A 24,182-nucleotide genomic window follows, 5' to 3' on the forward strand; every position below is an offset into this window, starting at 1 on the left:
GCGGCTGTTTTTGCCGCGTTTTTTCCTCACCCTGCCCTTGAATTACACCGCCGGCGCACAGATAGATCATGGGTAAACTTGCGCCAGTACGGCGCACCATGAATAATTCAAGGTAGAAACGTCAGGGTTTGCCCTGAATGCGCGTACCGAAAATCAACCAGGCCCGATATGAGCCTTGAGGAATAGTTTGAACGTCGCAACACAAGAAATTCTGTTAGAGCCGGCAGACAATAAGCGATTGCTCAGCCTGTGCGGCCCGTTTGATGACAATATCAAACAACTCGAACGCCGGTTGGGGATTGAGATCAACCGCCGCGACAATCGTTTTAAGCTGGTTGGCAAAAACCCGTGCGTGGTTGCCGCCGCCGATATCTTGCGCCACCTGTACGTAGACACCGCGCCTATTCGCGGCGTGATCCCGGATATCGATCCGGAACAGATCCATCTGGCCATCAAAGAGAGCCGGGTGCTTGAGCAGGTAGCCGACAGCGTGCCGGATTACGGCAAAGCGGTGACCATCAAAACCAAGCGTGGCATGGTAAAACCGCGCACGCCGAATCAGGCGCAATACATCGCCAATATTCTCGATCACGACATCACGTTCGGCATTGGGCCGGCGGGGACCGGGAAGACCTATCTGGCCGTCGCCGCTGCGGTAGATGCCCTGGAACGCCAGGAGATTCGCCGCATTCTGCTGACTCGCCCGGCGGTTGAGGCCGGTGAAAAACTGGGCTTCCTGCCGGGGGATCTGAGCCAGAAGGTCGATCCTTACCTGCGCCCGCTGTACGACGCCCTGTTTGAAATGCTGGGCTTTGAGCGCGTGGAGAAGCTGATCGAACGCAACGTGATTGAGGTCGCGCCGCTGGCCTATATGCGCGGCCGCACGCTGAACGATGCGTTTATCATTCTCGATGAGAGCCAGAACACCACCATCGAACAGATGAAGATGTTCCTGACGCGCATCGGCTTCAACTCGAAGGCGGTGATCACCGGCGACGTTACCCAGATTGACCTGCCGCGCAACCAGAAATCCGGCCTTCGCCATGCGATAGAAGTCCTGTCGGATGTCGAAGAACTCAGCTTCAACTTCTTCCATAGCGAAGACGTGGTGCGCCACCCGGTGGTAGCACGCGTGGTTGTCGCCTATGAAGCCTGGGAAGCCGCCGAACAAAAACGCAAAGACGCGATTGCCGAACAACGTAAGCACGAGGCCATCATCGCCTCCGGGCAGGAGACACTATGAGTCAGGTGATTTTGGATCTGCAAATTGCCTGTGCAGACAACAACGGCCTGCCGGACGAAGCCACCTTCCAGCGCTGGCTGGAGGGCGTGCTGCCCCAGTTTCAGGAAGAGGCCGAGGTCACCATTCGCGTTGTGGACGAAGCCGAGAGCAACGAACTGAATCTGACCTATCGTGGGAAGGACAAACCGACCAACGTGCTGTCCTTCCCGTTCGAAGCTCCGCCGGGCATCGAGCTGCCGCTGCTCGGCGATCTGATCATCTGCCGTCAGGTCGTTGAACAGGAAGCGGTTGAGCAAGACAAGGCGCTGGAGGCCCACTGGGCGCATATGGTTGTCCACGGCAGCCTTCATCTGCTAGGGTATGACCACATCGAAGACGATGAAGCCGAAGAAATGGAGTCTTTGGAAACCGAAATCATGCACGGCCTGGGCTATCCGGACCCGTACCTGGCGGAAAAAGACCCCATCTGACGTCAGCTGATTCCCCGCAGCCCCTGTAAGGGGCTGTCGCTGACGCCCCTAACTCTTACATGAGTGATATTAACTAAAACGCCATGAGCGACGACCATTCACAAAGCAATGACAGCCCCAGTCCCAAGAAGGGGTTCTTTACTCTCATCCTTAACCAGCTATTCCACGGCGAACCGAAAAACCGTGGCGATCTGGTAGAGCTGATCCGCGATTCCGAGCAAAACGATCTGATCGACCCCGATACCCGAGACATGCTGGAAGGCGTGATGGATATCGCCGAGCAGCGCGTGCGCGACATCATGATCCCGCGCTCTCAGATGGTCACGCTCAAGCGTAACCAGACGCTGGAAGAGTGCCTGGACGTGATTATTGAATCCGCCCACTCGCGCTTCCCGGTGATCAGCGAAGATAAAGATCACATCGAAGGCATTCTGATGGCCAAGGATCTGCTGCCGTTTATGCGCGCAGAGTCTGAGCCGTTCAGCATCGACAAGGTGCTGCGCACCGCGGTGGTGGTGCCCGAAAGCAAACGGGTCGATCGGATGCTGAAGGAGTTCCGCTCCCAACGCTATCACATGGCGATTGTCATTGACGAATTCGGCGGCGTTTCCGGTTTGGTCACCATCGAAGACATTCTGGAACTGATTGTCGGCGAAATCGAAGACGAATATGACGACGAAGAAGATTTGGACATCCGCCAACTCAGCCGCCATATGTATACCGTGCGGGCATTGGCGCCGATTGAAGACTTCAACGAAACCTTCAATACGCACTTCAGCGACGACGAAGTCGACACCATAGGTGGCCTGGTGATGCAAGCCTTCGGGCACCTGCCCGCCCGCGGGGAAACCATTGAAATCGAAGGTTACCTGTTTAAGGTTGCGATGGCCGACAGTCGACGTATCATCCAGGTTCATGTAAAAATTCCGGACGATTCTCCACAACCGAAACTGGAAGACTAAATCCAACATGGCTAAAGCCTCTTTCCTTGAACGCCAGCGGGTTCGCGCCCTGCTGGCGCTGTTGTCTGGTGCTGGCGGCGCGCTGGCGTTTTCTCCTTACGATATATGGCCTGCGGCCATTGTTTCCCTGTTCGGTCTGCTGGCCGTTACCCTGAACCGCACCACCAAACAATCCGCCCTGCTCGGCTTCTGCTGGGGTTTCGGTCTGTTTGGCGCCGGCGTCAACTGGGTTTACGTCAGCATTGCCGACTTCGGCGGTATGCCGTTTGCCGTCAATATTTTCCTGGTCGCGCTGCTGGCCGCCTACCTGGCGTTGTATACCGGGCTGTTCGCCGGGTTGTTGGCGCGCCTGTGGCCGGCCACCAGTTGGTATCGCCTGGCGATTGCCGCGCCGGTGCTGTGGCAAGTGACCGAGTTTCTGCGCGGCTGGGTGCTGACCGGCTTCCCCTGGTTACAATTCGGCTATAGCCAGCTCAACGGCCCGTTGAAAGGCGTCGCGCCGCTGCTGGGAGTTGATGCCATCACCTTTATGCTGATGGCGATCGCCGGGTTGCTGGTGTATGCCATCAACCAACGCCGCGTTGCCGCCGCGGTCGTTGCCGTCGCACTGCTGTTGTTGCCCTGGCCGCTGCGTCAGTTGCACTGGTTTACCCCGCAGCCGGAGAAAGCGGTGAATGTCGCCATGGTACAAGGCAACATCGCCCAATCGATGAAGTGGGATCCGAAAGCGCTGGTCAGCACGCTGCAAACCTATCTGGATGAAACCCGCCCCTATATGGGCAAGGCGCCGATCATCATCTGGCCGGAATCCGCCATCCCGGATTACGAGGCCAGCCAGAACGGCTTCCTGACCATGATGGACGACCTGATGCGCGCCAAAAACAGCAGCCTGATCACCGGTATTGTTGACGTGCGCGCCACCCCGCAGGGCCAGCAAATCTATAACAGCGCCATTGTATTGGGTGAACAGGGGCCGTACGTCTACCCGGCCAAAGACCGCTATAACAAGCATCATCTGGTGCCGTTCGGCGAGTTTGTGCCGTTGGAAACGCTGTTGAGGCCACTGGCGCCGTTCTTCGATCTGCCAATGTCATCCTTCAGCCGCGGCGATTACGTGCAACCGCAGTTGAGCGTGAAGGGGTATAACCTGACGGCGGCGATCTGTTATGAAATTGTCCTCGGCCAGCAGGTGCGCGATAACTTCCGCCCGGACACCAACTTCCTGCTGACCCTCTCCAATGACGCCTGGTTCGGCCATTCCATCGGCCCGTGGCAGCACTTCCAGATGGCGCGCATGCGTGCGCTGGAGTTGGGGCGCCCGTTATTGCGCAGCACCAACAACGGCGTAACCGCCGCTGTTGACGCCAACGGTGAGGTGATAGCCGAGATCCCGCAGTTCACCCGCAGCGTGCTCGAGGTGAAAGTCACTCCGACCACCGGCATTACGCCATACGCCCGCTTTGGTGCCACGCCGCTGTGGATCATCACCCTGCTGCTTGGCGGCATGGCGTTGATGCTTGGCCTGCGTCGCAAGTAATCTCACCCGGTGCGCAGTTCAGTGAACTGCGCACCGCTTCCCTATCTGCGTCAAATGTCCGTCAAATCAACGCTTCTGGCACACTCCTTGCTTTAATTACTCTGTGATTTAAAGCCGATTTACTTTTACTGACGTTTTGTCGCACTTACGCACAACTTGAGAGCATCACCGGCACCGGAAAGGTGCATCAGGGTTTTGTTGCATTAATTTGGTGCGTGTGGCGTCTCAAAAAATGAAACATTTTAGTTTCATTGCGTTCACAATCGGCTATTTTCTAACGGTTATCCGTTCCAAGACTATCTTTATATCTTGAGTAAGAGATCCCCGTTTTAAACCTGACGCTCTTTCGTCAGAACCACGACAACAGCAAAGGAGCTGGACCATGCAAATGCGTAAATTGGCGTTATCGTTACTGCTGATCGGTATGGCGAGTAACGTAGCCCATGCAGAAGAACTGACTGGTACGCTGAAAAAAATCAAAGACAACGGCGTGATTGTTGTCGGCCACCGCGAATCGTCAGTGCCGTTCTCCTACTACGACAACCAGCAGAAAGTTGTGGGCTACTCCCAGGACTACTCCAACCAAATCGTTGAAGCTGTTAAGAAAAAACTGAACATCCCCGATCTGCAGGTAAAAATGCTGCCGATCACCTCGCAGAACCGTATCCCTCTGCTGCAGAACGGCACCTTTGATTTTGAATGCGGTTCAACCACCAACAACGTTGAACGTCAAAAACAGGCGGCCTTCTCCGACACCATCTTCGTGGTAGGTACCCGTCTGCTGGTGAAAAAAGGCTCTGACGTCAAAGACTTCAAAGACCTGGCCGGCAAACCGGTGGTGGTCACCTCCGGCACCACGTCAGAAGTGCTGCTGAACAAACTGAACGACAGCGGCAAGATGAACATGCGTATCATCAGCGCCAAAGACCACGGTGACTCGTTCCGCACTCTGGAAAGCGGCCGTGCCGTAGCCTTCATGATGGATGACGCGCTGCTGGCAGGCGAACGAGCCAAAGCGAAGAAGCCGGATCAATGGGAAATTCTCGGCACACCGCAGTCGAAAGAAGCTTACGGCTGTATGCTGCGTAAAGACGACGCCGAGTTCAAAAAACTGGTCGATGACACCATCGCTCAGGCCCAAACCTCCGGTGAAGCGGCAAAATGGTTTGATAAGTGGTTCAACCAGCCAATTCCACCCAAGAACCTCAACATGAACTTCGCCCTGTCAGACGACATGAAGCAACTGTTCAAAGAGCCGAACGATAAAGCACTGAACTAATAGAAAAAGAGCTGGGGCGGCCGCCAGGCCAAACCAGCCCTGTTGATGGCTGGGACAGACAGGAATGAGGGGGGCCGTTCCCCTCCCTCATTTTCCCCTAACTCACAACCGATACTCGCGTACATAAGCCAGCCTGACTGGCCGCGATGCGATCGGTGCTGCTGAATAGTCATCAATCTTTAGGCGCTCTGCGCCCGCTTAACGGAGTTTGTTATGTCAATAGATTGGAACTGGGGTATCTTCCTGCAGCAGGCCCCGTTTGGGAATACCACCTACCTCGGCTGGATTTGGTCCGGCTTCCAGGTTACGGTAGCCCTCTCCGTCTGTGCATGGATTATCGCTTTCTTTGTCGGTTCGCTGTTCGGTATTTTGCGTACCGTGCCAAACCGTTTTCTTTCCGCTCTCGGCACCTGTTACGTCGAACTATTCCGTAATGTGCCGCTGATTGTGCAATTCTTTACCTGGTATCTGGTGGTTCCGGAACTGCTGCCGGCCAATCTGGGTATGTGGTTCAAAACCGAACTCGATCCTAACGTGCAGTTCTTTATCTCCTCCATGCTGTGCCTCGGGCTGTTTACCGCTGCCCGCGTGTGCGAACAGGTACGCGCCGCGATTCAGTCCCTGCCGCGTGGCCAACGCGCCGCCGGGCTCGCCATGGGCTTGACGCTGCCGCAAACCTATCGCTACGTGCTGCTGCCGAACGCCTACCGGGTGATTGTGCCGCCGATGACCTCGGAAATGCTCAACCTGGTCAAAAACTCCGCCATCGCGTCAACCATTGGTCTGGTGGATATGGCCGCTCAAGCCGGTAAACTGCTGGATTACTCCGCGCATGCCTATGAATCCTTTACCGCCATTACGCTGGCCTATATCGGCATCAACGCCGTGATCATGCTGTTTATGCGTCTGGTAGAGAAGAAAGTGCAGTTGCCTGGCAATATGGGGAGTAAATAATGTACGAATTTGACTGGGCATCCATTGTCCCAAGCTTCCCTTACCTGCTGCAAGGGTTGGTCATCACGCTGAAGATCACCGTGACCGCCATCGTTTTCGGCATCCTCTGGGGCACCATTTTGGCGGTCATGCGCCTGTCGCCAATCAAGCCTATCAGCTGGTTTGCCACGCTCTACGTCAACCTTTTCCGTTCCGTACCGCTGGTGATGGTGCTGCTGTGGTTCTACCTGGTGGTTCCAAGCTTATTACAACAAGTTCTGGGGCTGTCGCCGAAAACCGATATTCGCCTAATCTCGGCTATGGTAGCCTTTTCCCTGTTTGAAGCGGCCTATTACTCGGAAATTATCCGCGCCGGCATTATCAGTATTTCCCGCGGCCAGTCTTCCGCCGCACTGGCGCTGGGCATGACCCACTGGCAGTCGATGAAGCTGGTGATCCTGCCGCAGGCGTTCCGCGCAATGGTTCCGCTGCTGCTGACTCAGGGCATCGTACTGTTCCAGGATACTTCGCTGGTCTACGTACTGAGCCTGGCCGACTTCTTCCGTACCGCCTCAACCATCGGCGAGCGCGACGGCACGCAGGTTGAAATGATCCTGTTCGCCGGCTTTGTCTATTTTGTTATCAGTATCGCCGCCTCGGCGCTGGTAAGCTATTTGAAGAAAAGGACTGTTTGATGATATCCCTGAAAAATGTTTCTAAGTGGTACGGTCACTTTCAGGTTCTGACCGATTGCACCACAGAAGTAAAAAAAGGCGAGGTGGTGGTGGTCTGTGGTCCTTCAGGCTCGGGCAAATCTACCCTGATCAAAACCGTCAACGGTCTGGAGCCGATTCAGCAAGGCGATATCCTGGTGAACGGCACGGCGGTCAACAACAAGAGCACCAACCTGGCGCAGCTGCGTTCCAAAGTGGGCATGGTATTCCAGCATTTTGAGCTGTTTCCGCACTTGTCGATCATCGACAACCTGACGCTGGCACAGGTAAAAGTGCTAAAACGCGATAAAGCCGCCTCCCGAGAGAAAGGCCTGAAATTGCTGGAGCGCGTCGGCCTGACCGCCCACGCCAACAAGTTCCCCGGGCAGCTTTCCGGCGGCCAGCAGCAGCGCGTGGCCATCGCCCGTGCGCTGTGCATGGATCCGATCGCCATGCTGTTCGATGAACCAACCTCCGCGCTTGATCCGGAAATGATCAACGAAGTGCTGGACGTCATGGTTGAGCTGGCGCAAGAAGGCATGACCATGATGGTGGTAACCCACGAAATGGGCTTTGCCCGTAAGGTGGCCCACCGGGTGATCTTTATGGATGAAGGCAAAATTGTCGAAGACCGCAACAAAGACGACTTCTTCAACAACCCGGAATCAGAGCGCGCCAAAGACTTCCTGGCCAAGATCCTGCATTGATTCATTGACACTGTGCGCCCCGCCCGGGGCGCATTCTCACTCCCCCTTCCCGGCACTAAAAGCGCTTGTTTCTCTCCGGTTTTGATCCGATGCTCGTTGAATAACAACAAAGGAGATAAACATGCCCCGCCCTATCATTATCGATTGCGACCCGGGCCTGGACGACGCCATTGCCCTTGCCATGGCGCTGCGCTCGCCGGAACTGGACGTCAAGGCCATCACCACCTCCGCCGGCAACCAGACGCCGGAGAAAACCCTGCATAACGCGCTTGGCCTGCTGACGCTGATGAAACGCGAAGATATTCCCGTCGCTGCCGGTGCCGCAGCGCCGCTGATGCGCGCGCTGGTGATTGCCGATCATGTTCACGGCAAAACCGGTATGGGCAATACCCATCTGCCAGCGCCAACGATAAAACCGGTCACGCAAACCGCCGTGGAACTGATAGCCGGGCTACTGCGCACCAGCCCGCAGCCGATCACCCTGGTGGTCACCGGCCCGATGACCAATATCGCTCTGTTACTGGCCCAGCATGCCGAGCTGAAAGGCAACATCGAGCGCATTGTATTTATGGGCGGTGGCATGAATGCCGGCAACGCCACGCCGGTGGCGGAATTCAATATCTTTGTCGATCCCGAAGCCGCAGAAATAGTGCTGAAGTCCGGCGTGCCGCTGACCATGGCCGGGTTGAACGTTACCCATCAGGCACTGGTGCTGCCAAAGGACATCGAACGTATCCGCCAGATTGACAATCCGGTGGCGCAAGCGGTCGCAGAGATGCTCGATTTCTATTTGCCGCTGTACCTCCGCCACCCGCGCGGGTTGCCGGGTGCCGCGATGCACGATCCCTGCACCATTGCCTGGCTGCTGGCACCGCGGCTGTTTACCGGCATCGAACGCTGGGTCGGTGTGGAAACCAAAGGGGAATATACCCTCGGCATGACGGTGGTGGATGAATTCCAGCAGAGCGGCAAACCGGCCAACGTTCAGGTGCTGACCGATATTGATCGCGAAGGATTTATCGAGCTGCTGATTGAACGCGTGGCACGCTACTGATCTACCGGGGCGCTGATTGCGCCCTGGTACATTCAATTTTTTTGATTTAACTCAGCGAATTTTTACGCTATCACCGGCTGCAGCTTGCCTCTAAGATGCTGTACATACGCAGCATCACTTATCCCTTAGAGTAAGCCCGGAGATAGCCTAATGAGTCGCATACTGGTCCTGAAATCAAGTATTCTGGGCGATTATTCCCAGTCTGGAAAATTAGTCGATTTTTTTGTTGAACAGTGGCGCGAAGCGCATCCGGATGACACCTTCACCGTTCGTGATCTGGCCAACCCAACTCTGCCCGAACTGGATGGCGAAGTGATTGGCGGTTTTAACGCCGGCGATAACCCTTTGACGCCGCACCAAAAAGAAACGCTGGCGCTTTCCGATGAGCTGATTGCTGAATTGAAATCGCACGATACCCTTATCATCGGTGCCCCGATGTACAACTTCACTATTCCCACTCAACTGAAGATCTATTTCGATCTGGTGGCCCGCGCCGGCCAAACCTTCCGTTACACCTCAGAAGGTGCGGAAGGCCTGGTTACGGGTAAAAAAGCGATTGTGATCTCCAGCCGCGGCGGTATCCACGCCGATACGCCAACCGACCTGATCACCCCTTATCTGAAGCTGTTCCTCGGGTTTATCGGCATCACCGACGTAGAATTCGTGCTGGCGGAAGGTTTTGCCTATGGACCGGATACCGCTGAAAAAGCCGCGCAAGACGGCCGCCTGGCCGTGCTGCAAAAAGTGCCGGCCAAGATACAGTTAGCCCCGGTGGCCCAGCCTGCGGCGGTACAGGCCCCGGCGAACGGCGGTTTTCTGAGTAATCTGATGAAAAAGCTCTTCGGTTGATCGCCGCCCCTCATCCTGACTTGCCGGACAAGAAGAATGAGGGGGCAAACTCAAGGTTCGAAAGGCCGACGCTGGAACTGGTCATGGCCGCACTTAGGGCAAAGCGGCAGCACTTCCGGCGTGTAAAACGCCAAATGATGATGGCACTGTTCACACACCAGATTACCCAGCCCGACCACCTCACCGCTGTGGTAGACGCCGTGATGGCTGACGTCTTTAAACACTTCCCGCCATTCCAACTGGGTTTTATCCGTAATATCCGCCAGTTCCTGCCACAGGCTCTCCTTGATGACCCGCATAAAGACGCTGTCGGTAAACTCGCCCTTACTTTCCTGGTAACTGCGGGCAAACTCTTCCAGATCGCGCCGTACCGCCTGGATCACCTGCTCCACCTCGCCGCGCGTCAATTCGCCCGCTTCGTTCAGCCGTTTTTCTGCACCGGCGACCAATTCGTCAATATCACGCTCTCCATTTTTCAGGCGTTCGGTCAGAGATGCCACCAATTCGCGGTAATACTGAGCAACCTTGTTCATATTTTCTCCTCGATGAACTCACGTGACAGGGCTTATCTCCCAAAACTATCTCTTATCATTTTAGTCGTAAATTGCTGATGTCACTTGGCAAGGCACGGGATCCTCAAGATGTGAGTCATATCATGGCGGGGATTTTTTAAATACGCTGAGTCGGGCGCTTGGTGTTGTTGCCGGGAGGTCTTATCAGCTATGCTATGCGGATCTACGAATACTAAATCTTCATAGCCTTATCTCTGACTGAGGTAACGGTTTTACACCTACAGGACCACCGGCCGCCATGCAAGAGCAATACCGTCCAGAAGACATAGAATCGAACGTACAGCTTCACTGGCAAGAGAAGCAAACTTTCAAGGTTACCGAAGACGCGAGCAAGGAAAAGTACTACTGCCTCTCCATGCTGCCCTACCCATCAGGCCGTCTGCACATGGGACACGTTCGTAACTACACTATCGGCGACGTGATCTCGCGCTATCAGCGCATGCTGGGCAAAAACGTGCTGCAGCCAATCGGCTGGGATGCGTTCGGCCTGCCGGCGGAAGGCGCTGCGGTTAAAAACAACACCGCACCGGCTCCGTGGACCTACGATAACATCGAATACATGAAGAACCAGTTGAAACTGCTGGGCTTCGGCTATGACTGGGATCGCGAGATCGCCACCTGCGATCCGGATTACTACCGTTGGGAACAGTGGTTCTTCACCAAGCTGTACGAAAAAGGCCTGGTCTACAAGAAAACCTCTGCGGTCAACTGGTGCCCACACGATCTGACCGTATTGGCCAACGAACAGGTTATCGACGGCTGCTGCTGGCGCTGCGACACCAAGGTCGAGCGTAAAGAGATCCCGCAGTGGTTTATCAAAATCACCGACTACGCCGATCAGTTGCTCAACGATCTGGATACGCTGGAAAGCTGGCCAGAACAGGTGAAAACCATGCAGCGCAACTGGATTGGCCGCTCCGAAGGGGTGGACATCACCTTTGACGTGGCGGGCAGCGACGAGAAGCTGACCGTATACACCACCCGCCCGGATACCTTCATGGGCGCCACCTATGTAGCCGTCGCGGCGGGCCACCCGCTGGCGCAACAGGGTGCGGTGAATAACCCGGCGCTGGCTGAATTTATCGAAGAGTGCCGCAATACCAAAGTGGCCGAAGCCGACATGGCGACGATGGAGAAGAAAGGCATGCCGACCGGCCTGTTCGCCATTCATCCACTGTCCGGCGAGAAAGTGCCGGTTTGGGTTGCCAACTTCGTCTTGATGGAATACGGCACCGGTGCAGTGATGGCGGTTCCGGCTCACGATCAGCGCGACTGGGAGTTCGCCACCAAATATGGCCTGCCGATCAAACCGGTGGTGCTGGCGCTCGACGGCAGCCAGCCGGACGTGCACGCCGAAGCGATGACCGAAAAAGGCACGCTGTTCAACTCCGGCGAGTTCGATGGCCTGGATCACGAAGCCGGTTTCAACGCCATTGCCGACAAACTGGTCGCCATGGGCGTGGGCCAACGCAAGGTCAACTACCGCCTGCGCGACTGGGGCGTGTCCCGTCAACGTTACTGGGGCGCTCCAATCCCGATGGTGACGCTGGAAGACGGCACCGTGATGCCGACACCGGAAGACCAACTGCCGGTGATCCTGCCGGAAGACGTAGTGATGGACGGCATTACCAGCCCAATCAAAGCCGATCCCGAGTGGGCGAAAACCACCGTTAACGGCCAGCCGGCGCTGCGTGAAACCGACACCTTTGACACCTTTATGGAGTCCTCCTGGTACTACGCGCGCTACACCTGCCCGCAGTACGACAAAGGCATGCTGGACCCGGCTGCCGCCAACTACTGGCTGCCGGTCGATCAGTATGTCGGCGGTATCGAACACGCCATCATGCACCTGATGTATTTCCGTTTCTTCCACAAATTGCTGCGTGACGCAGGCCTGGTTGATTCCGACGAGCCGGCAAAACGCCTGCTGTGTCAGGGTATGGTGCTGGCGGATGCCTTCTATTACACCGGTAACAGCGGCGAGCGCGTCTGGGTTTCCCCGGTCGACGCCACCGTTGAACGCGACGACAAAGGCCGCATTGTTAAAGCCACCGATCCACAAGGCCGTGAACTGGTCTATGCTGGCATGAGCAAAATGTCGAAGTCGAAAAACAACGGCATCGACCCGCAGGTGATGGTTGAGAAATACGGCGCGGATACCGTGCGTCTGTTCATGATGTTCGCTTCGCCGGCAGAAATGACGCTGGAATGGCAGGAATCCGGTGTGGAAGGGGCAAACCGCTTCCTGAAACGCGTTTGGAAACTGGCCTACGAACACCTTGAGAAAGGCGCTGTCCAGCCGCTGAACGTCGCGACGCTGAACGAAGATCAAAAAGCGCTGCGCCGTGATCTGCATAAGACCATCGCCAAAGTGACCGATGATATTGGCCGCCGTCAGACCTTCAACACCGCCATTGCGGCCGTGATGGAGCTGATGAACAAGCTGGCCCGCGCTCCGCAGGAAAGCGAGCAGGATCGCGCTCTGCTGCAGGAAGCGTTGTTGTCCGTCGTTCGTATGCTATATCCGTTTACCCCGCACGTTTGTTTCTCACTGTGGCAGGCGTTGGGCGGCGAAGGGGATGTAGATACCGCAGCCTGGCCGCAGGCTGACGAACAAGCGATGGTCGAAGACTCCAAGCTGGTCGTAGTACAGGTAAACGGCAAAGTTCGCGCTAAAATCACTGTGGCAGCAGATGCAACCGAAGAGCAGGTACGTGCGCGTGCCGCTGAGGAACATCTGGTCGCTAAATATCTGGACGGGGTTACGGTTCGTAAAGTGATCTATGTTCCGGGCAAATTGCTTAACCTGGTTGTGGGTTAACACAAGGAGGAGTTGTGCGACATCGTATTCTGACGCTGTTGCTGGGGTTGGCGGTGCTGGTCACCGCCGGCTGCGGTTTTCACCTGCGTGGCACCACGCAGGTCCCCTCGGAAATGAAAACGCTGATACTGGACAGTGGGGATCCTTATGGTCCGCTGACCCGTGCAGTGCGTGAGCAATTGCGCCTGAATGACGTGACAATCGTCAAAGATCCGAAACGCAAGGATATTCCTTCCCTGCGTATCCTCGGTTCCAGCGAAAGCCAGGACACCGCCTCGATCTTCCAGGACGGCAAAACCGCTGAGTATCAGATGGCGCTGACCGTTCAGGCTCAGGTGTTGATCCCGGGTCATGATCTGTATCCGCTGAACGTGAAAGTCTTCCGTTCGTTCTTCGACAACCCGCTGACCGCGCTGGCAAAAGATTCCGAACAGGACATTATTCGCCAGGAAATGCGCGAGCAGGCCGCTCAGCAACTGGTGCGCCAACTGCTGACCGTGCATGCGGCAGAAGAACAAGCTCAGCAAAAAGCTGCCGCGGCGGGTGAAAAAGCGGAAAGTCTCTCAGCGCAATGATCCGTATTTATCCTGAACAACTTGCCGCGCAGCTCCGAGAGGGGCTGCGCGCTTGTTATTTACTGAGTGGCAATGAACCGTTACTGCTGCAGGAAAGCCAGGATCTGATCCGGCAAGCCGCGCAACAGCAGCAGTTCACCGAGCACTACAGCATTTCTCTCGACGCTCATACCGACTGGGACGCCATTTTCAGCATTTGTCAGGCCATGAGCCTGTTCGCCAGCCGTCAGACGCTGCTGCTGATCTTCCCGGAAAACGGCCCGATGGCCCCCCTCGGTGAACAACTGATCAAGCTGGCGGCTCTGCTGCATGACGACATCTTGCTGATGCTGCGCGGCCCTCGCCTGACCAAAGCGCAGGAAAACAGCGCCTGGTTCAAAGCGCTTAGCCCAAATGGCGCTTACGTCAGTTGCCAGACGCCTGAACAGGCGCAGTTGCCGCGCTGGGTGATGCAGCGAGCCAAAAGCATGAAGCTCGAGCTGGACGATGCGGCCAATCAGTTGCTGTGTTACTGCTACGAAGGCAACCTGCTGGCGTTATCACAGGCGCTGGAAAGGCTGTCTCTGTTGCATCCGGACGGTAAACTCACGCTGCCGCGCGTTGAACTTGCGGTCAATGACGCCGCCCACTTTACGCCATTCCACTGGCTGGACGCCCTGCTGGCAGGCAAAAGCAAACGTGCCTGGCATATCCTGCAACAAATGCAGCAGGAAGATGTCGAGCCGGTGATCCTGTTGCGCACCCTGCAACGCGAGCTGCTGCAACTGCTGAACCTGCAACGACGCATGGCCTCCGTGCCTCTGCGTACGCTGTTCGATCAATACAAGGTCTGGCAAAACCGTCGCAACCTGGTGACTCAGGCGCTGCAGCGGCTGTCCGGCGCTCAATTGCAGCAAGCGGTCCATCTGCTGGCGCAAATTGAAATCACCCTTAAGCAGGATTACGGTCAGTCGGTGTGGCCGGAGCTGGAAACCCTGTCGATGCTGCTGTGCGGCAAACCCCTGGCCACGAGTTTTTCAGATGCCCACTAATCCACAAAACGCGACAATCCTGCATGCCCTGTTCGGCGGCACCTTTGATCCTATCCATTACGGCCATTTGCGGCCGGTGGAAGCGCTGGCCGCAGAAGTCGGCCTGAACCAGGTCACGCTGCTGCCAAATCACGTCCCCCCCCACCGTCCGCAGCCTGAAGCCAATGCCCAACAACGGCTGAAGATGGTTGAGCTGGCGATCGCCAATAACCCACTGTTCGCCGTTGACGACCGAGAACTGCACCGCACTGCGCCTTCCTATACCATCGAGACGCTGGAAAACGTGCGTAAAGAACGGGGCCCCACGTTGCCGTTGGCGTTTATTATTGGTCAGGATTCGCTGCTGACGCTGCATAAATGGCACCGCTGGCAGGCGTTGCTGGATATCTGCCATCTGTTGGTGCTGGCTCGCCCCGGCTACAATGACCAAATGGATACGCCGGAACTGCAACAGTGGCTGGAGCGCCATCGGGTCACCGACGCCGCGCTGCTCAGCCAACGGCCGCAGGGGCATATTTATCTGGCCGACACGCCGTTGTTGGAAATTTCCGCCACGGAAATCCGCCAGCGCCGCCATCAGGGCATCAGCTGTGACGACCTGTTGCCGCGCTCGGTACAGCGCTATATCGAGTTACAGGGTTTATATCGCTAGCCGAAGTCGCGTGATATACTGCGCCGCTATTTTTCAGGTATTCGCTGAAAACCCCGGAAACCTTAGCTGGCCGGGCAATAACCAGCTGGCTTTCAGCGGCATCCTGCCGACATTATCATTGATTCAGGCCGCATGCGGGCATTTGCCTGCCGCAGTCGAACAAACAGAACACACCCGAGGGGGAACCTTTGCAAGGTAAAGCGCTCCAAGATTTCGTCATCGATAAGATTGATGACCTGAAAGGCCAAGATATTATCGCTCTGGATGTACAGGGCAAATCCAGCATCACCGATTGCATGATCATCTGCACCGGGACCTCGACCCGCCACGTGATGTCTATCGCCAACCACGTAGTGCAGGAAGCCCGTTCGGCAGGTATGGAACTGTACGGCATGAAAGGTCAGGAAGCCTCCGACTGGGTAGTCGTCGATTTGGGCGATGTGATCGTACATATCATGCAGGAAGAAAGCCGCCAGCTGTATGAGCTGGAAAAACTCTGGGGCTAATCGGTGAAACTGCAACTGGTAGCGGTCGGCACCAAGATGCCAGACTGGGTGCAGACCGGTTTTATGGATTATCTGCATCGTTTTCCGAAAGACATGCCGTTTGAGCTGACCGAAATCCCGGCAGGCAAGCGCGGCAAGAATGCCGACATCAAACGCATTCTGGAAAAGGAAGGCGAGCAGATGCTGGCTGCGGTGGGCAAAGGCAACCGCATTGTCACGCTGGATATCCCCGGTACGCCGTGGGAAACCCCGCAGTTGGCGCAACAGCTCGAACGCTGGAAGCAGGATGGCCGCAACGTCAGCCTGCTGATTGGCGGCCCGGAAGGGCTGGCACCGGCCTGCAAAGCCGCTGCCGAACAAAGCTGGTCGCTCTCGCCATTGACATTACCGCATCCTTTAGTGCGCGTCCTGGTGGCTGAAAGCCTCTACCGCGCCTGGAGTATTACAACAAATCATCCTTACCACCGGGAATAACCGGTGGTGACAGTGACAGAGTGAAATAAAGCAGCGGGATGAAAATAGAACGTAACCCTTTTCGCGACTATACGGCTGAATCTGCCCTGTTTGTACGCCGCGCCCTGGTGGCGTTTTTGGTCATTCTGGTGCTGAGCGGCACCCTGATCGCCAATCTGTATAATCTGCAAATTGTCCGCGTTGAGGATTACCGCACCCGCTCTAACGAAAACCGCATCAAGCTGGTGCCCATCGCCCCCAGCCGCGGCATTATCTACGATCGTAACGGCACTCCGCTGGCGCTCAATCGCACCATCTATCAGTTGGAACTGATGCCGGAAAAGATCGACGACCTGAAAGCGACGTTGCAGGCGCTGCGTCCGGTGGTCGATCTGACCGATGACGACATCACCAACTTCGAGAAAGAGCGCAAGCGTTCGCGCCGTTTCGTTTCCATCCCGGTGAAAACCGCGCTGAACGAAGTCCAGGTCGCCCGCTTTGCGGTCAATCAGTTCCGCTTCCCCGGCGTGGAAGTGAAAGGCTACCAGCGCCGCTATTATCCTTATGGCTCCGCCCTCACCCACGTCACCGGTTACGTCTCGAAGATCAACGATCGCGACGTCGAACGGCTGGACAAAGACGGCAAACTGGCCAACTACGCCGCCACCCACGATATCGGCAAACTGGGTATCGAACGCTATTACGAAGACACCCTGCACGGCAAAACGGGCTACGAAGAGGTCGAGGTCAACAACCGCGGCCGGGTAATCCGTCAGTTGCACGAGCAGCCGCCTTCCGCCGGTCAGGACGTTTACCTGACGCTGGATCTCAATCTGCAACGCTATATCGAGCAATTGCTGGTGGGCAGCCGAGCGGCGGTGGTGGTGAGCGACCCGCGCACCGGCGGCATTCTGGCCATGGTCTCCAACCCCAGCTACGACCCGAACCTGTTCGTGGACGGCATCTCGAGCAAAGAGTATCAGGGGCTGCTGAACGATCCTAACCGGCCACTGATCAACCGCGCTACGCAGGGGGTTTACCCGCCTGCGTCAACGGTAAAACCCTATATTTCCGTCTCGGCGCTCAGCGCCGGGGTGATCACCAAAAACACCATCGTGTTCGATCCCGGTTGGTGGCAGTTGCCCGGTTCGGAAAAACGCTTTCGCGACTGGAAAAAATGGGGCCATGGCCGCCTGAACGTCACCAAAGCGCTGGAAGAATCGGCGGATACCTTCTTCTATCAAGTGGCGTACGATATGGGCATCGATCGCTTGTCGAGCTGGTTGACCAAGTTCGGCTACGGCCAGTACACCGGCATCGATCTTTCCGAAGAACGTTCCGGCCTGATGCCGACTCGCGACTGGAAATTCAAACGCTATAAAAAACCCTGGTACCAGGGCGATACCATCCCGGTGGGCATCGGCCAGGGCTACTGGACCGCAACGCCGATCCAGATGTCCAAGGCGCTGAACACCCTGATTAACGACGGTAACGTCAAAACGCCGCATCTGCTGCAGAGCACCCGCGTCAACGGCGCGTTGGTGCCTTTCCGTCAGGAAGAGAGCACGCAGATCGGTGATATTCATTCCGGCTTCTGGGAAATTGCCAAAGACGGCATGTATGGTGTCGCCAACCGCCCTAACGGGACGGCGCGCAAGTACTTCGCAGACGCCCCCTACAAAGCCGCGGCAAAATCGGGTACCGCACAGGTATTCGGCTACGAAACCTACAACGCCCACAAACTGGCAGAACACCTGCGTGACCATAAGTTGATGACCGCCTTTGCGCCGTACAATAATCCAACGGTGTCGGTCGCCATCATTTTGGAAAACGGCGGCGCCGGTCCGGCGGTCGGGACGATTACCCGTCAGATCCTCGACCATATCCTGCTGGGCGACAACAATACGCAATTACCAGCCGAGGCCCCACTGCCGCCTGGTGTAGAAGGTGATTAAGGTAGAACATGACTGAAAGCCAACAAAAAGGCTCGATCTGGACCAAGATCCATATCGACCCCACTTTCCTGCTATTCATTCTGGCCCTGCTGGTCTACAGCGCATTCGTGATGTGGAGCGCCAGCGGCCAGGATATCGGCATGATGGAACGCAAAATCGGCCAGATCGTCATGGGCCTGATCGTGATGGGCGTAATGGCTCAGATCCCGCCGCGGGTCTATGAAAGCTGGGCACCCTATCTGTACATCTTCTGCGTAATTCTGCTGATTATGGTCGACGCGTTCGGGCAGATCAGCAAAGGCGCTCAGCGCTGGCTGGATCTCGGTTTTGTGCGCTTCCAGCCGTCAGAAATCGCTAAAATCGCCGTCCCGCTGATGGTCGCGCGCTTTATGAACCGCGACGTCTGCCCGCCTTCACTGAAGAATACCGGCATTGCGCTGGTGCTGATCTTCCTGCCGACCCTGCTGGTTGCCGCGCAGCCGGACCTGGGGACGTCGATTTTGATCGCCGCCTCCGGCCTGTTCGTGCTGTTCCTTTCCGGGATGAGCTGGAAACTGATCGCCGTTGCCGCCGTGATGCTGGCGGCCTTTATTCCGGTGTTGTGGTTCTTCCTGATGCACGGCTATCAACGCGACCGCGTGATGATGCTGCTCGATCCGGAAAGCGATCCGCTCGGTGCCGGCTACCACATTATTCAGTCGAAAATCGCCATAGGTTCCGGCGGCCTGTCCGGCAAGGGCTGGCTGCACGGCACCCAGTCGCAGCTGGAGTTTTTGCCGGAGCGCCATACCGACTTCATCTTCGCGGTATTGGCCGAGGAGCTGGGGCTGATTGGGGTGCTGGTGCTGCTGGCGCTGTATCTGCTGGTGATTATCCGCGGGCTGATGATCGCCGCCAAAGCGCAAACGACCTTCGGCCGCGTCATGGTCGGCGGCCTGATGCTGATTCTGTTCGTTTATGTGTTTGTTAACATTGGTATGGTCAGTGGTATTTTACCGGTAGTTGGCGTACCTTTGCCTCTGGTCAGTTACGGGGGTTCGGCGCTGATCGTACTTATGGCTGGGTTCGGCATCATCATGTCGATCCACACGCATCGGAAAATGCTGTCTAAAAGTTTATAAGAGGTGAGTAATGCGTAAGGAATGGCTTTGGGTCGGCGTAGTGGCTGTGTTGCTTTCCGCCTGTACCTCCCCGACCACGGAACAGCAGGCACCGCCGCAGCAACCCTATAACGGGCCGGTGGTGGAAATCGGCGGCGTTGAGCCTCAATATGAACCCTATAACCCTGGCACCCTGCAGGATTATAAGGTTAATGGCGACACTTACCGCATCGTGAAAGATCCGCAGAACTTCTCGCAGACTGGCCTGGCCAGCTCCTATGGCGAAGAAGCCCGGGGCAACACCACCGCGCTGGGTGAGCAGTTCGATCCTAACGGCCTCACCGCCGCGCACCCCACGCTGCCGATCCCAAGTTATGTGCGTGTCACTAACCTCGCCAACGGCCGCCAACTGGTGGTGCGCGTTAACGATCGCGGGCCTTACACCAACGGCCGCATTATCGATCTGTCAACAGCCGTTGCCGACCGCCTGAACCTGTCCAACAACACCAAGGTTAAAGTTGATTTCATCAACGTGGCACCGGATGGGACGCTGAGCGGCCCCGGCACCATAGGTACGACCGTCGCCAAACAAAGCTACGCCCTGCCGTCTCGCCCGGATCTCGGTTCGAGCAGCATGGGGACGCCAGTGCAACAGGAAACCCCTGTCGCCAGCGGCGCCGCAGTGCGTCCAATCGATAACAGCAGCCTGAACGCCGATGACAACGCCCCGGCCGCCGCTGCCGGCAACGCGCGCACCGGTTTCCTCGGCGCGCCGAGCCAGGTTCCTGCCGGCGTGTTGGAAGGTTCAGAGCCTGAACCGGCCGTCAGCGCCGCAGCCATTGCAGCCCCCGTTGCCGCCACCGCAGCCGTTGCTGCAGGAGCGTCTTCCGCCGGGAGTTATGTCGTGCAGGTTGGCGCTCTCAGCAGCGCCGAACGTGCGCAAACCTGGCAACAGAGCCTGAGCCAGCAATTTGGCGTGCCTGGCAAAGTTGCCGCCAGCGGCGGCGTTTACCGCGTGCAATTAGGCCCGTTCAGCGATCGCCAGCAGGCTGCTCAGCTGCAACAGCGCCTGGCTGCGGAAGCGCAACAACAATCTTTTGTCACTGCCGCACCCTAAACCGATCAATTTCACGTTGCAGCCAACCGCGCTGCAACGTGAAAGGTCAAAAGCATGAAGCCCCGGCGAGCGATCGCGACTGATAAGCGTTTCTCTAGCTGAAACATTTTCTTTCAGCAAAATGTCCGTAAAGCGCTATGAGTCAGATGAATGGATAATGCCTGCCGGGATCTCATCTGTTATAGTGTGGCTCGTTTTTAACTTTACCCTCATGGATGTTGTCCTCTCGATCATGAAACAAGTAACTTCTTTTCGCTTAATCAAGAGCATAGCGCTCGGCTCCGTTATCGCGATGAGCGCAGTTTCCGTTGCGCAAGCCGATGACGTTAATATCAAGACCATGATCCCAGGGGTCCCGCAGATCGATGCGGAAGCCTACGTCCTGATTGACTACAACTCCGGTAAAGTTTTGGCGGAAATGAACGCCGACGCACGCCGCGATCCGGCCAGCCTGACGAAGATGATGACCAGCTATGTCATCGGCCAGGCGCTGAAAGCAGGCAAAATCGGCCAGGAAGACATGGTTACCGTGGGGCAAGATGCCTGGGCAACCGGCAACCCGGTATTCAAAGGTTCCTCGCTGATGTTCCTGAAGCCGGGCGATCGCGTGCCGGTTTCCAAACTGACCCGCGGCATTAACCTGCAATCCGGTAACGACGCCTGTGTGGCGATGGCCGATTACGTAGCCGGCAGCCAGGACGCGTTCGTTAACCTGATGAACACTTACGTCAGCAAGCTGGGCCTGCAGAACACCCACTTCCAGACGGTACACGGCCTCGACGCACAAGGTCAGTACAGCTCGGCGCGCGATATGGCGTTGATCGGCCAGGCGCTGATCCGCGACGTGCCGGACGAATACGCGATTTATAAAGAAAAAGAGTTCACCTTCAACAATATCCGTCAGATGAACCGTAACGGTCTGCTGTGGGATACCAGCCTGAATGTGGACGGCATCAAAACCGGCCATACCGATTCGGCGGGTTACAACCTGGTGGCTTCCGCCACTGAAGGCCAGATGCGCCTGATTTCTGCGGTATTGGGCGGCCGGACTTATAAAGGCCGTGAAACCGAAAGCAAAAAACTGCTGACCTGGGGCTTCCGCTTCTTCGAAACCGTTGCGCCGCTGAAAGTGGGCAAAGAGTTTGCGTCTGAACCTGTCTGGTTCGGCGATGCAGATCGCGTTGAGCTGGGCGTGGACAAAGACGTCTACCTGACCATTCCACGCGGCCGGATGAAAGATCTCAAAGCCAGCTACGTGCTGAACACACCGGAAATTCATGCGCCACTGGCGAAAAACCAGGTTGTCGGCAGCATCAACTTCCAGTTGGATGGCAAAACCATCGATCAGCGTCCGCTGGTGGTGATGAACGAAGTGAAAGAAGGCGGTTTCTTCAGCCGCATCGTGGATTATATCAAACTGATGTTCCACCACTGGTTCGGTTAACAGTTGAAACGGGCAAAATTGCCCCCATATACTGATTAACATTAACTCCCGCTCCGGCGGGAGTTATAATTTATAGATTCGCTATGTTGATAGCAGCACTCTGGAGCGCACATGAAAACTAAACTGAACGAACTGCTCGAATTCCCTTGCTCGTTTACCTACAAGGTAATGGGCCTGGCACAACCAGAGCTGGTAGACCAGGTGGTGGAAGTGGTACAGCGCCATGCGCCCGGGGATTACAACCCGGAAGTTAAACCGAGCAGCAAAGGCAATTACCACTCCGTTTCCATCACCATCAACGCCACCCATATCGACCAGGTGGAGACGTTATATGATGAATTGGGCAACATTGAAATTGTCCGCATGGTGCTGTAATTACAGCATAAAACCCTGCTTACCAACCCGGGCCAGAGGATCGTCTGCCCGGGTTGCGCATTTTTGGTCAGCTAAATGCTGGTCGCCGGCCAGAGCGCCCGGTATAATGGCATTACCACTTCTGTAACCTGACGATGACTCTTTTGCAACCAGACAAGATCATTTTGCGTCAGCTGGGGTTGCAGCCCTACGAGCCTGTATCCCAAGCCATGCACAACTTCACCGATCGCAGAACCGACGCCACGCCCGATGAGCTGTGGTTGGTTCAGCATCAGCCCGTGTTTACTCAGGGCCAGGCCGGTAAAGCGGAGCATTTGTTAATGCCGGGGGATATTCCGGTGATCCAGAGCGATCGCGGCGGCCAGGTGACCTACCACGGCCCGGGGCAGCAAGTGATGTACGTGATGGTCGATCTGAAACGCAACAAGGTTGGCGTTCGCCAGCTGGTCACGGCTATCGAAGATACCGTTATTAATACCCTCTCCCATTTTCATATCGAATCGCGCGCCCGCCCGGATGCGCCCGGTGTTTACGTGGGGGAACAAAAAATCTGTTCGTTGGGTTTGCGGATCCGCAAAGGCAGTTCATTCCACGGCCTGGCACTGAATGTGGCCATGGATCTCAGCCCTTTCCAACGCATCAACCCTTGCGGTTACGCCGGCATGCAAATGGCGCAGGTCAGCGCGCTGGCACCTGGCGTAGGCATAGAAGACGTACACCCAATCCTGGTACAGGAATTTGTTCATTTACTCGGCTACCCGAAGGTCGAGCTTCGTAACTGGAACCTGCACGATTATGAGTAAACCAATTCAGATGGAACGCGGCGTTAAATACCGCGATGCAGACAAAATGGCGTTGATCCCGGTTAAAACGGTGGTCACCGAACGGCAGGAGCTGTTACGTAAACCCGAGTGGATGAAGATCAAACTGCCTGCCGACTCTACGCGCATTCAGGGCATTAAAGCCGCCATGCGTAAAAACGGTCTGCATTCGGTGTGCGAAGAAGCTTCCTGTCCGAACCTGTCTGAATGTTTTAACCACGGCACCGCCACCTTTATGATCCTGGGCGCCATCTGTACCCGCCGCTGCCCGTTCTGCGACGTGGCCCACGGCCGCCCGGTCGCCCCGGATGCCAACGAGCCGGAAAAACTGGCCCAGACCATCGCCGATATGGCGCTGCGCTACGTGGTGATCACCTCGGTTGACCGTGACGATCTGCGCGACGGCGGTGCTCAGCACTTTGCCGACTGTATCGCCGCGATCCGCGCCAAAAACCCGACCATCAAAATCGAAACGCTGGTGCCCGATTTCCGCGGTCGTATGGATCGCGCGCTGGAAATTCTGACCGAAACGCCGCCGGACGTGTTCAACCACAACCTGGAAAACGTGCCGCGCGTCTACCGCCAGGTTCGTCCGGGCGCCAACTACGAATGGTCGCTAAAACTGCTCGAGCGCTTTAAAGAAGCGCATCCGCATATCCCAACCAAATCCGGTCTGATGGTCGGCCTGGGGGAAACCAATGCGGAAATCGTTGAAGTGATGCGCGACCTGCGCCGCCACGGCGTCACCATGTTGACCCTGGGCCAATACCTGCAGCCAAGCCGTCATCACCTGCCGGTACAGCGCTATGTCAGCCCGGCCGAATTCGATGAAATGAAAGAAGAAGCGATGGCGATGGGCTTTACCCATGCGGCCTGCGGCCCGTTTGTCCGTTCTTCCTACCATGCCGATTTGCAGGCGAAAGGGATGGAAGTGAAGTAAACGCGGTAATAATTTGTTACGCTTCGTCTGGCGGAAACGCCAAAAACGGATGTCCTTGCGGCATCCGTTTTTT

Annotated in this window: 24 protein-coding genes; 23 read left to right on the top strand and 1 reads right to left on the bottom strand. The window is 56.5% G+C overall.

Translation table 11 applies throughout. The annotated features are described in order from the left end of the window. Positions 1 to 187 precede the first annotated feature (187 nt). From V2S86_RS13635 to V2S86_RS13680, 10 genes are all read left to right on the top strand, one after another. Positions 188 to 1,243, top strand: a complete 1,056-nt coding sequence (locus tag V2S86_RS13635; RefSeq protein WP_330762843.1) for a PhoH family protein — start codon at positions 188 to 190, stop codon at positions 1,241 to 1,243. Further along, positions 1,240 to 1,713 (top strand): rRNA maturation RNase YbeY, encoded by a 474-nt coding sequence (ybeY, locus tag V2S86_RS13640; RefSeq protein ID WP_330762844.1) that lies wholly within the window; start codon positions 1,240 to 1,242, stop codon positions 1,711 to 1,713. The genes V2S86_RS13635 and ybeY overlap by 4 nt, the downstream gene beginning before the upstream one ends. An 83-nt stretch (positions 1,714 to 1,796) precedes the next feature. After that, a complete protein-coding gene (corC, locus tag V2S86_RS13645; protein WP_330762845.1) occupies positions 1,797 to 2,675 on the top strand; it encodes a CNNM family magnesium/cobalt transport protein CorC in 879 nt (292 codons plus the stop codon). A gap of 7 nt (positions 2,676 to 2,682) precedes the next feature. Continuing rightward, positions 2,683 to 4,212 (top strand): apolipoprotein N-acyltransferase, encoded by a 1,530-nt coding sequence (gene lnt, locus V2S86_RS13650; protein WP_330762846.1) that lies wholly within the window; start codon positions 2,683 to 2,685, stop codon positions 4,210 to 4,212. A gap of 382 nt (positions 4,213 to 4,594) precedes the next feature. Continuing rightward, a complete protein-coding gene (locus V2S86_RS13655; protein ID WP_330762847.1) occupies positions 4,595 to 5,491 on the top strand; it encodes an amino acid ABC transporter substrate-binding protein in 897 nt (298 codons plus the stop codon). Positions 5,492 to 5,704: 213 nt separating this feature from the next. Continuing rightward, positions 5,705 to 6,445 carry an amino acid ABC transporter permease gene (locus tag V2S86_RS13660; protein WP_004949619.1) on the top strand — a complete coding sequence of 247 codons (741 nt, stop codon included), beginning with the start codon at positions 5,705 to 5,707 and terminating at the stop codon, positions 6,443 to 6,445. Continuing rightward, the gene (gene gltK / locus V2S86_RS13665) at positions 6,445 to 7,119 is read left to right on the top strand and encodes a glutamate/aspartate ABC transporter permease GltK (protein WP_013811879.1); all 675 of its coding nucleotides are present in this window, start codon (positions 6,445 to 6,447) and stop codon (positions 7,117 to 7,119) included. The genes V2S86_RS13660 and gltK overlap by 1 nt, the downstream gene beginning before the upstream one ends. Then, positions 7,119 to 7,844 carry an amino acid ABC transporter ATP-binding protein gene (locus V2S86_RS13670; RefSeq protein WP_006319906.1) on the top strand — a complete coding sequence of 242 codons (726 nt, stop codon included), beginning with the start codon at positions 7,119 to 7,121 and terminating at the stop codon, positions 7,842 to 7,844. Before gltK ends, V2S86_RS13670 begins: the two co-directional genes overlap by 1 nt. Before the next feature lie 121 nt (positions 7,845 to 7,965). Then, positions 7,966 to 8,898 carry a pyrimidine-specific ribonucleoside hydrolase RihA gene (gene rihA, locus V2S86_RS13675; RefSeq protein ID WP_330762848.1) on the top strand — a complete coding sequence of 311 codons (933 nt, stop codon included), beginning with the start codon at positions 7,966 to 7,968 and terminating at the stop codon, positions 8,896 to 8,898. A 150-nt stretch (positions 8,899 to 9,048) separates the two neighbouring features. Continuing rightward, on the top strand, positions 9,049 to 9,747 hold the full coding sequence (locus V2S86_RS13680; protein WP_330762849.1) for an FMN-dependent NADH-azoreductase: 699 nt from the start codon (positions 9,049 to 9,051) through the stop codon (positions 9,745 to 9,747). 50 nt (positions 9,748 to 9,797) lie between these two features. Here the strand turns inward: V2S86_RS13680 and V2S86_RS13685 are convergent, their stop codons facing one another. Further along, positions 9,798 to 10,280, bottom strand: a complete 483-nt coding sequence (locus V2S86_RS13685) for a zinc ribbon-containing protein (protein WP_004949608.1) — start codon at positions 10,278 to 10,280, stop codon at positions 9,798 to 9,800. 277 nt (positions 10,281 to 10,557) lie between these two features. On the opposite strand from V2S86_RS13685, the gene leuS reads away from it, so the two are divergent. The 13 genes from leuS to lipA all read left to right on the top strand — a co-directional run bounded on the left by leuS (position 10,558) and on the right by lipA (position 24,109). After that, positions 10,558 to 13,140, top strand: coding sequence for a leucine--tRNA ligase (gene leuS / locus V2S86_RS13690; protein ID WP_330762850.1), 2,583 nt, complete (start codon positions 10,558 to 10,560; stop codon positions 13,138 to 13,140). 14 nt (positions 13,141 to 13,154) lie between these two features. Beyond that, positions 13,155 to 13,715 carry an LPS assembly lipoprotein LptE gene (gene lptE / locus V2S86_RS13695; RefSeq protein WP_330762851.1) on the top strand — a complete coding sequence of 187 codons (561 nt, stop codon included), beginning with the start codon at positions 13,155 to 13,157 and terminating at the stop codon, positions 13,713 to 13,715. After that, positions 13,712 to 14,746, top strand: a complete 1,035-nt coding sequence (gene holA / locus V2S86_RS13700) for a DNA polymerase III subunit delta (RefSeq protein WP_330762852.1) — start codon at positions 13,712 to 13,714, stop codon at positions 14,744 to 14,746. The genes lptE and holA overlap by 4 nt, the downstream gene beginning before the upstream one ends. Continuing rightward, complete coding sequence (gene nadD, locus V2S86_RS13705) at positions 14,736 to 15,398, top strand: nicotinate-nucleotide adenylyltransferase (protein WP_330762853.1); 663 nt, start codon at positions 14,736 to 14,738, stop codon at positions 15,396 to 15,398. Before holA ends, nadD begins: the two co-directional genes overlap by 11 nt. A 188-nt stretch (positions 15,399 to 15,586) precedes the next feature. Then, positions 15,587 to 15,904 (top strand): ribosome silencing factor, encoded by a 318-nt coding sequence (gene rsfS / locus V2S86_RS13710; RefSeq protein ID WP_006319883.1) that lies wholly within the window; start codon positions 15,587 to 15,589, stop codon positions 15,902 to 15,904. Positions 15,905 to 15,907: 3 nt separating this feature from the next. Continuing rightward, entirely contained in the window at positions 15,908 to 16,378 is a 471-nt protein-coding gene (gene rlmH, locus V2S86_RS13715; protein ID WP_004949595.1) for a 23S rRNA (pseudouridine(1915)-N(3))-methyltransferase RlmH, read from the top strand. A 38-nt stretch (positions 16,379 to 16,416) separates the two neighbouring features. Then, positions 16,417 to 18,312 (top strand): peptidoglycan DD-transpeptidase MrdA, encoded by a 1,896-nt coding sequence (mrdA, locus tag V2S86_RS13720; RefSeq protein ID WP_330762854.1) that lies wholly within the window; start codon positions 16,417 to 16,419, stop codon positions 18,310 to 18,312. 8 nt (positions 18,313 to 18,320) lie between these two features. Then, positions 18,321 to 19,433: a peptidoglycan glycosyltransferase MrdB gene (gene mrdB / locus V2S86_RS13725; protein WP_311993603.1), complete on the top strand. Its 1,113-nt coding sequence runs from the start codon at positions 18,321 to 18,323 to the stop codon at positions 19,431 to 19,433. A gap of 10 nt (positions 19,434 to 19,443) precedes the next feature. Continuing rightward, entirely contained in the window at positions 19,444 to 20,529 is a 1,086-nt protein-coding gene (gene rlpA, locus V2S86_RS13730; RefSeq protein ID WP_330762855.1) for an endolytic peptidoglycan transglycosylase RlpA, read from the top strand. Positions 20,530 to 20,761: 232 nt separating this feature from the next. After that, positions 20,762 to 21,973, top strand: coding sequence for a D-alanyl-D-alanine carboxypeptidase DacA (dacA, locus tag V2S86_RS13735; protein ID WP_311993605.1), 1,212 nt, complete (start codon positions 20,762 to 20,764; stop codon positions 21,971 to 21,973). Between the two features lie 111 nt (positions 21,974 to 22,084). Beyond that, entirely contained in the window at positions 22,085 to 22,348 is a 264-nt protein-coding gene (gene ybeD / locus V2S86_RS13740; RefSeq protein ID WP_004949579.1) for a DUF493 family protein YbeD, read from the top strand. Between the two features lie 134 nt (positions 22,349 to 22,482). Further along, complete coding sequence (lipB, locus tag V2S86_RS13745) at positions 22,483 to 23,151, top strand: lipoyl(octanoyl) transferase LipB (protein ID WP_330762856.1); 669 nt, start codon at positions 22,483 to 22,485, stop codon at positions 23,149 to 23,151. After that, positions 23,144 to 24,109, top strand: coding sequence for a lipoyl synthase (lipA, locus tag V2S86_RS13750; protein WP_006319875.1), 966 nt, complete (start codon positions 23,144 to 23,146; stop codon positions 24,107 to 24,109). The genes lipB and lipA overlap by 8 nt, the downstream gene beginning before the upstream one ends. The last annotated feature ends 73 nt before the right edge of the window (positions 24,110 to 24,182 follow it).

It is taken from the genome of Serratia sp. C2(1) (assembly GCF_036352655.1).
Classification (GTDB): Bacteria; Pseudomonadota; Gammaproteobacteria; order Enterobacterales; family Enterobacteriaceae; genus Serratia; species Serratia inhibens.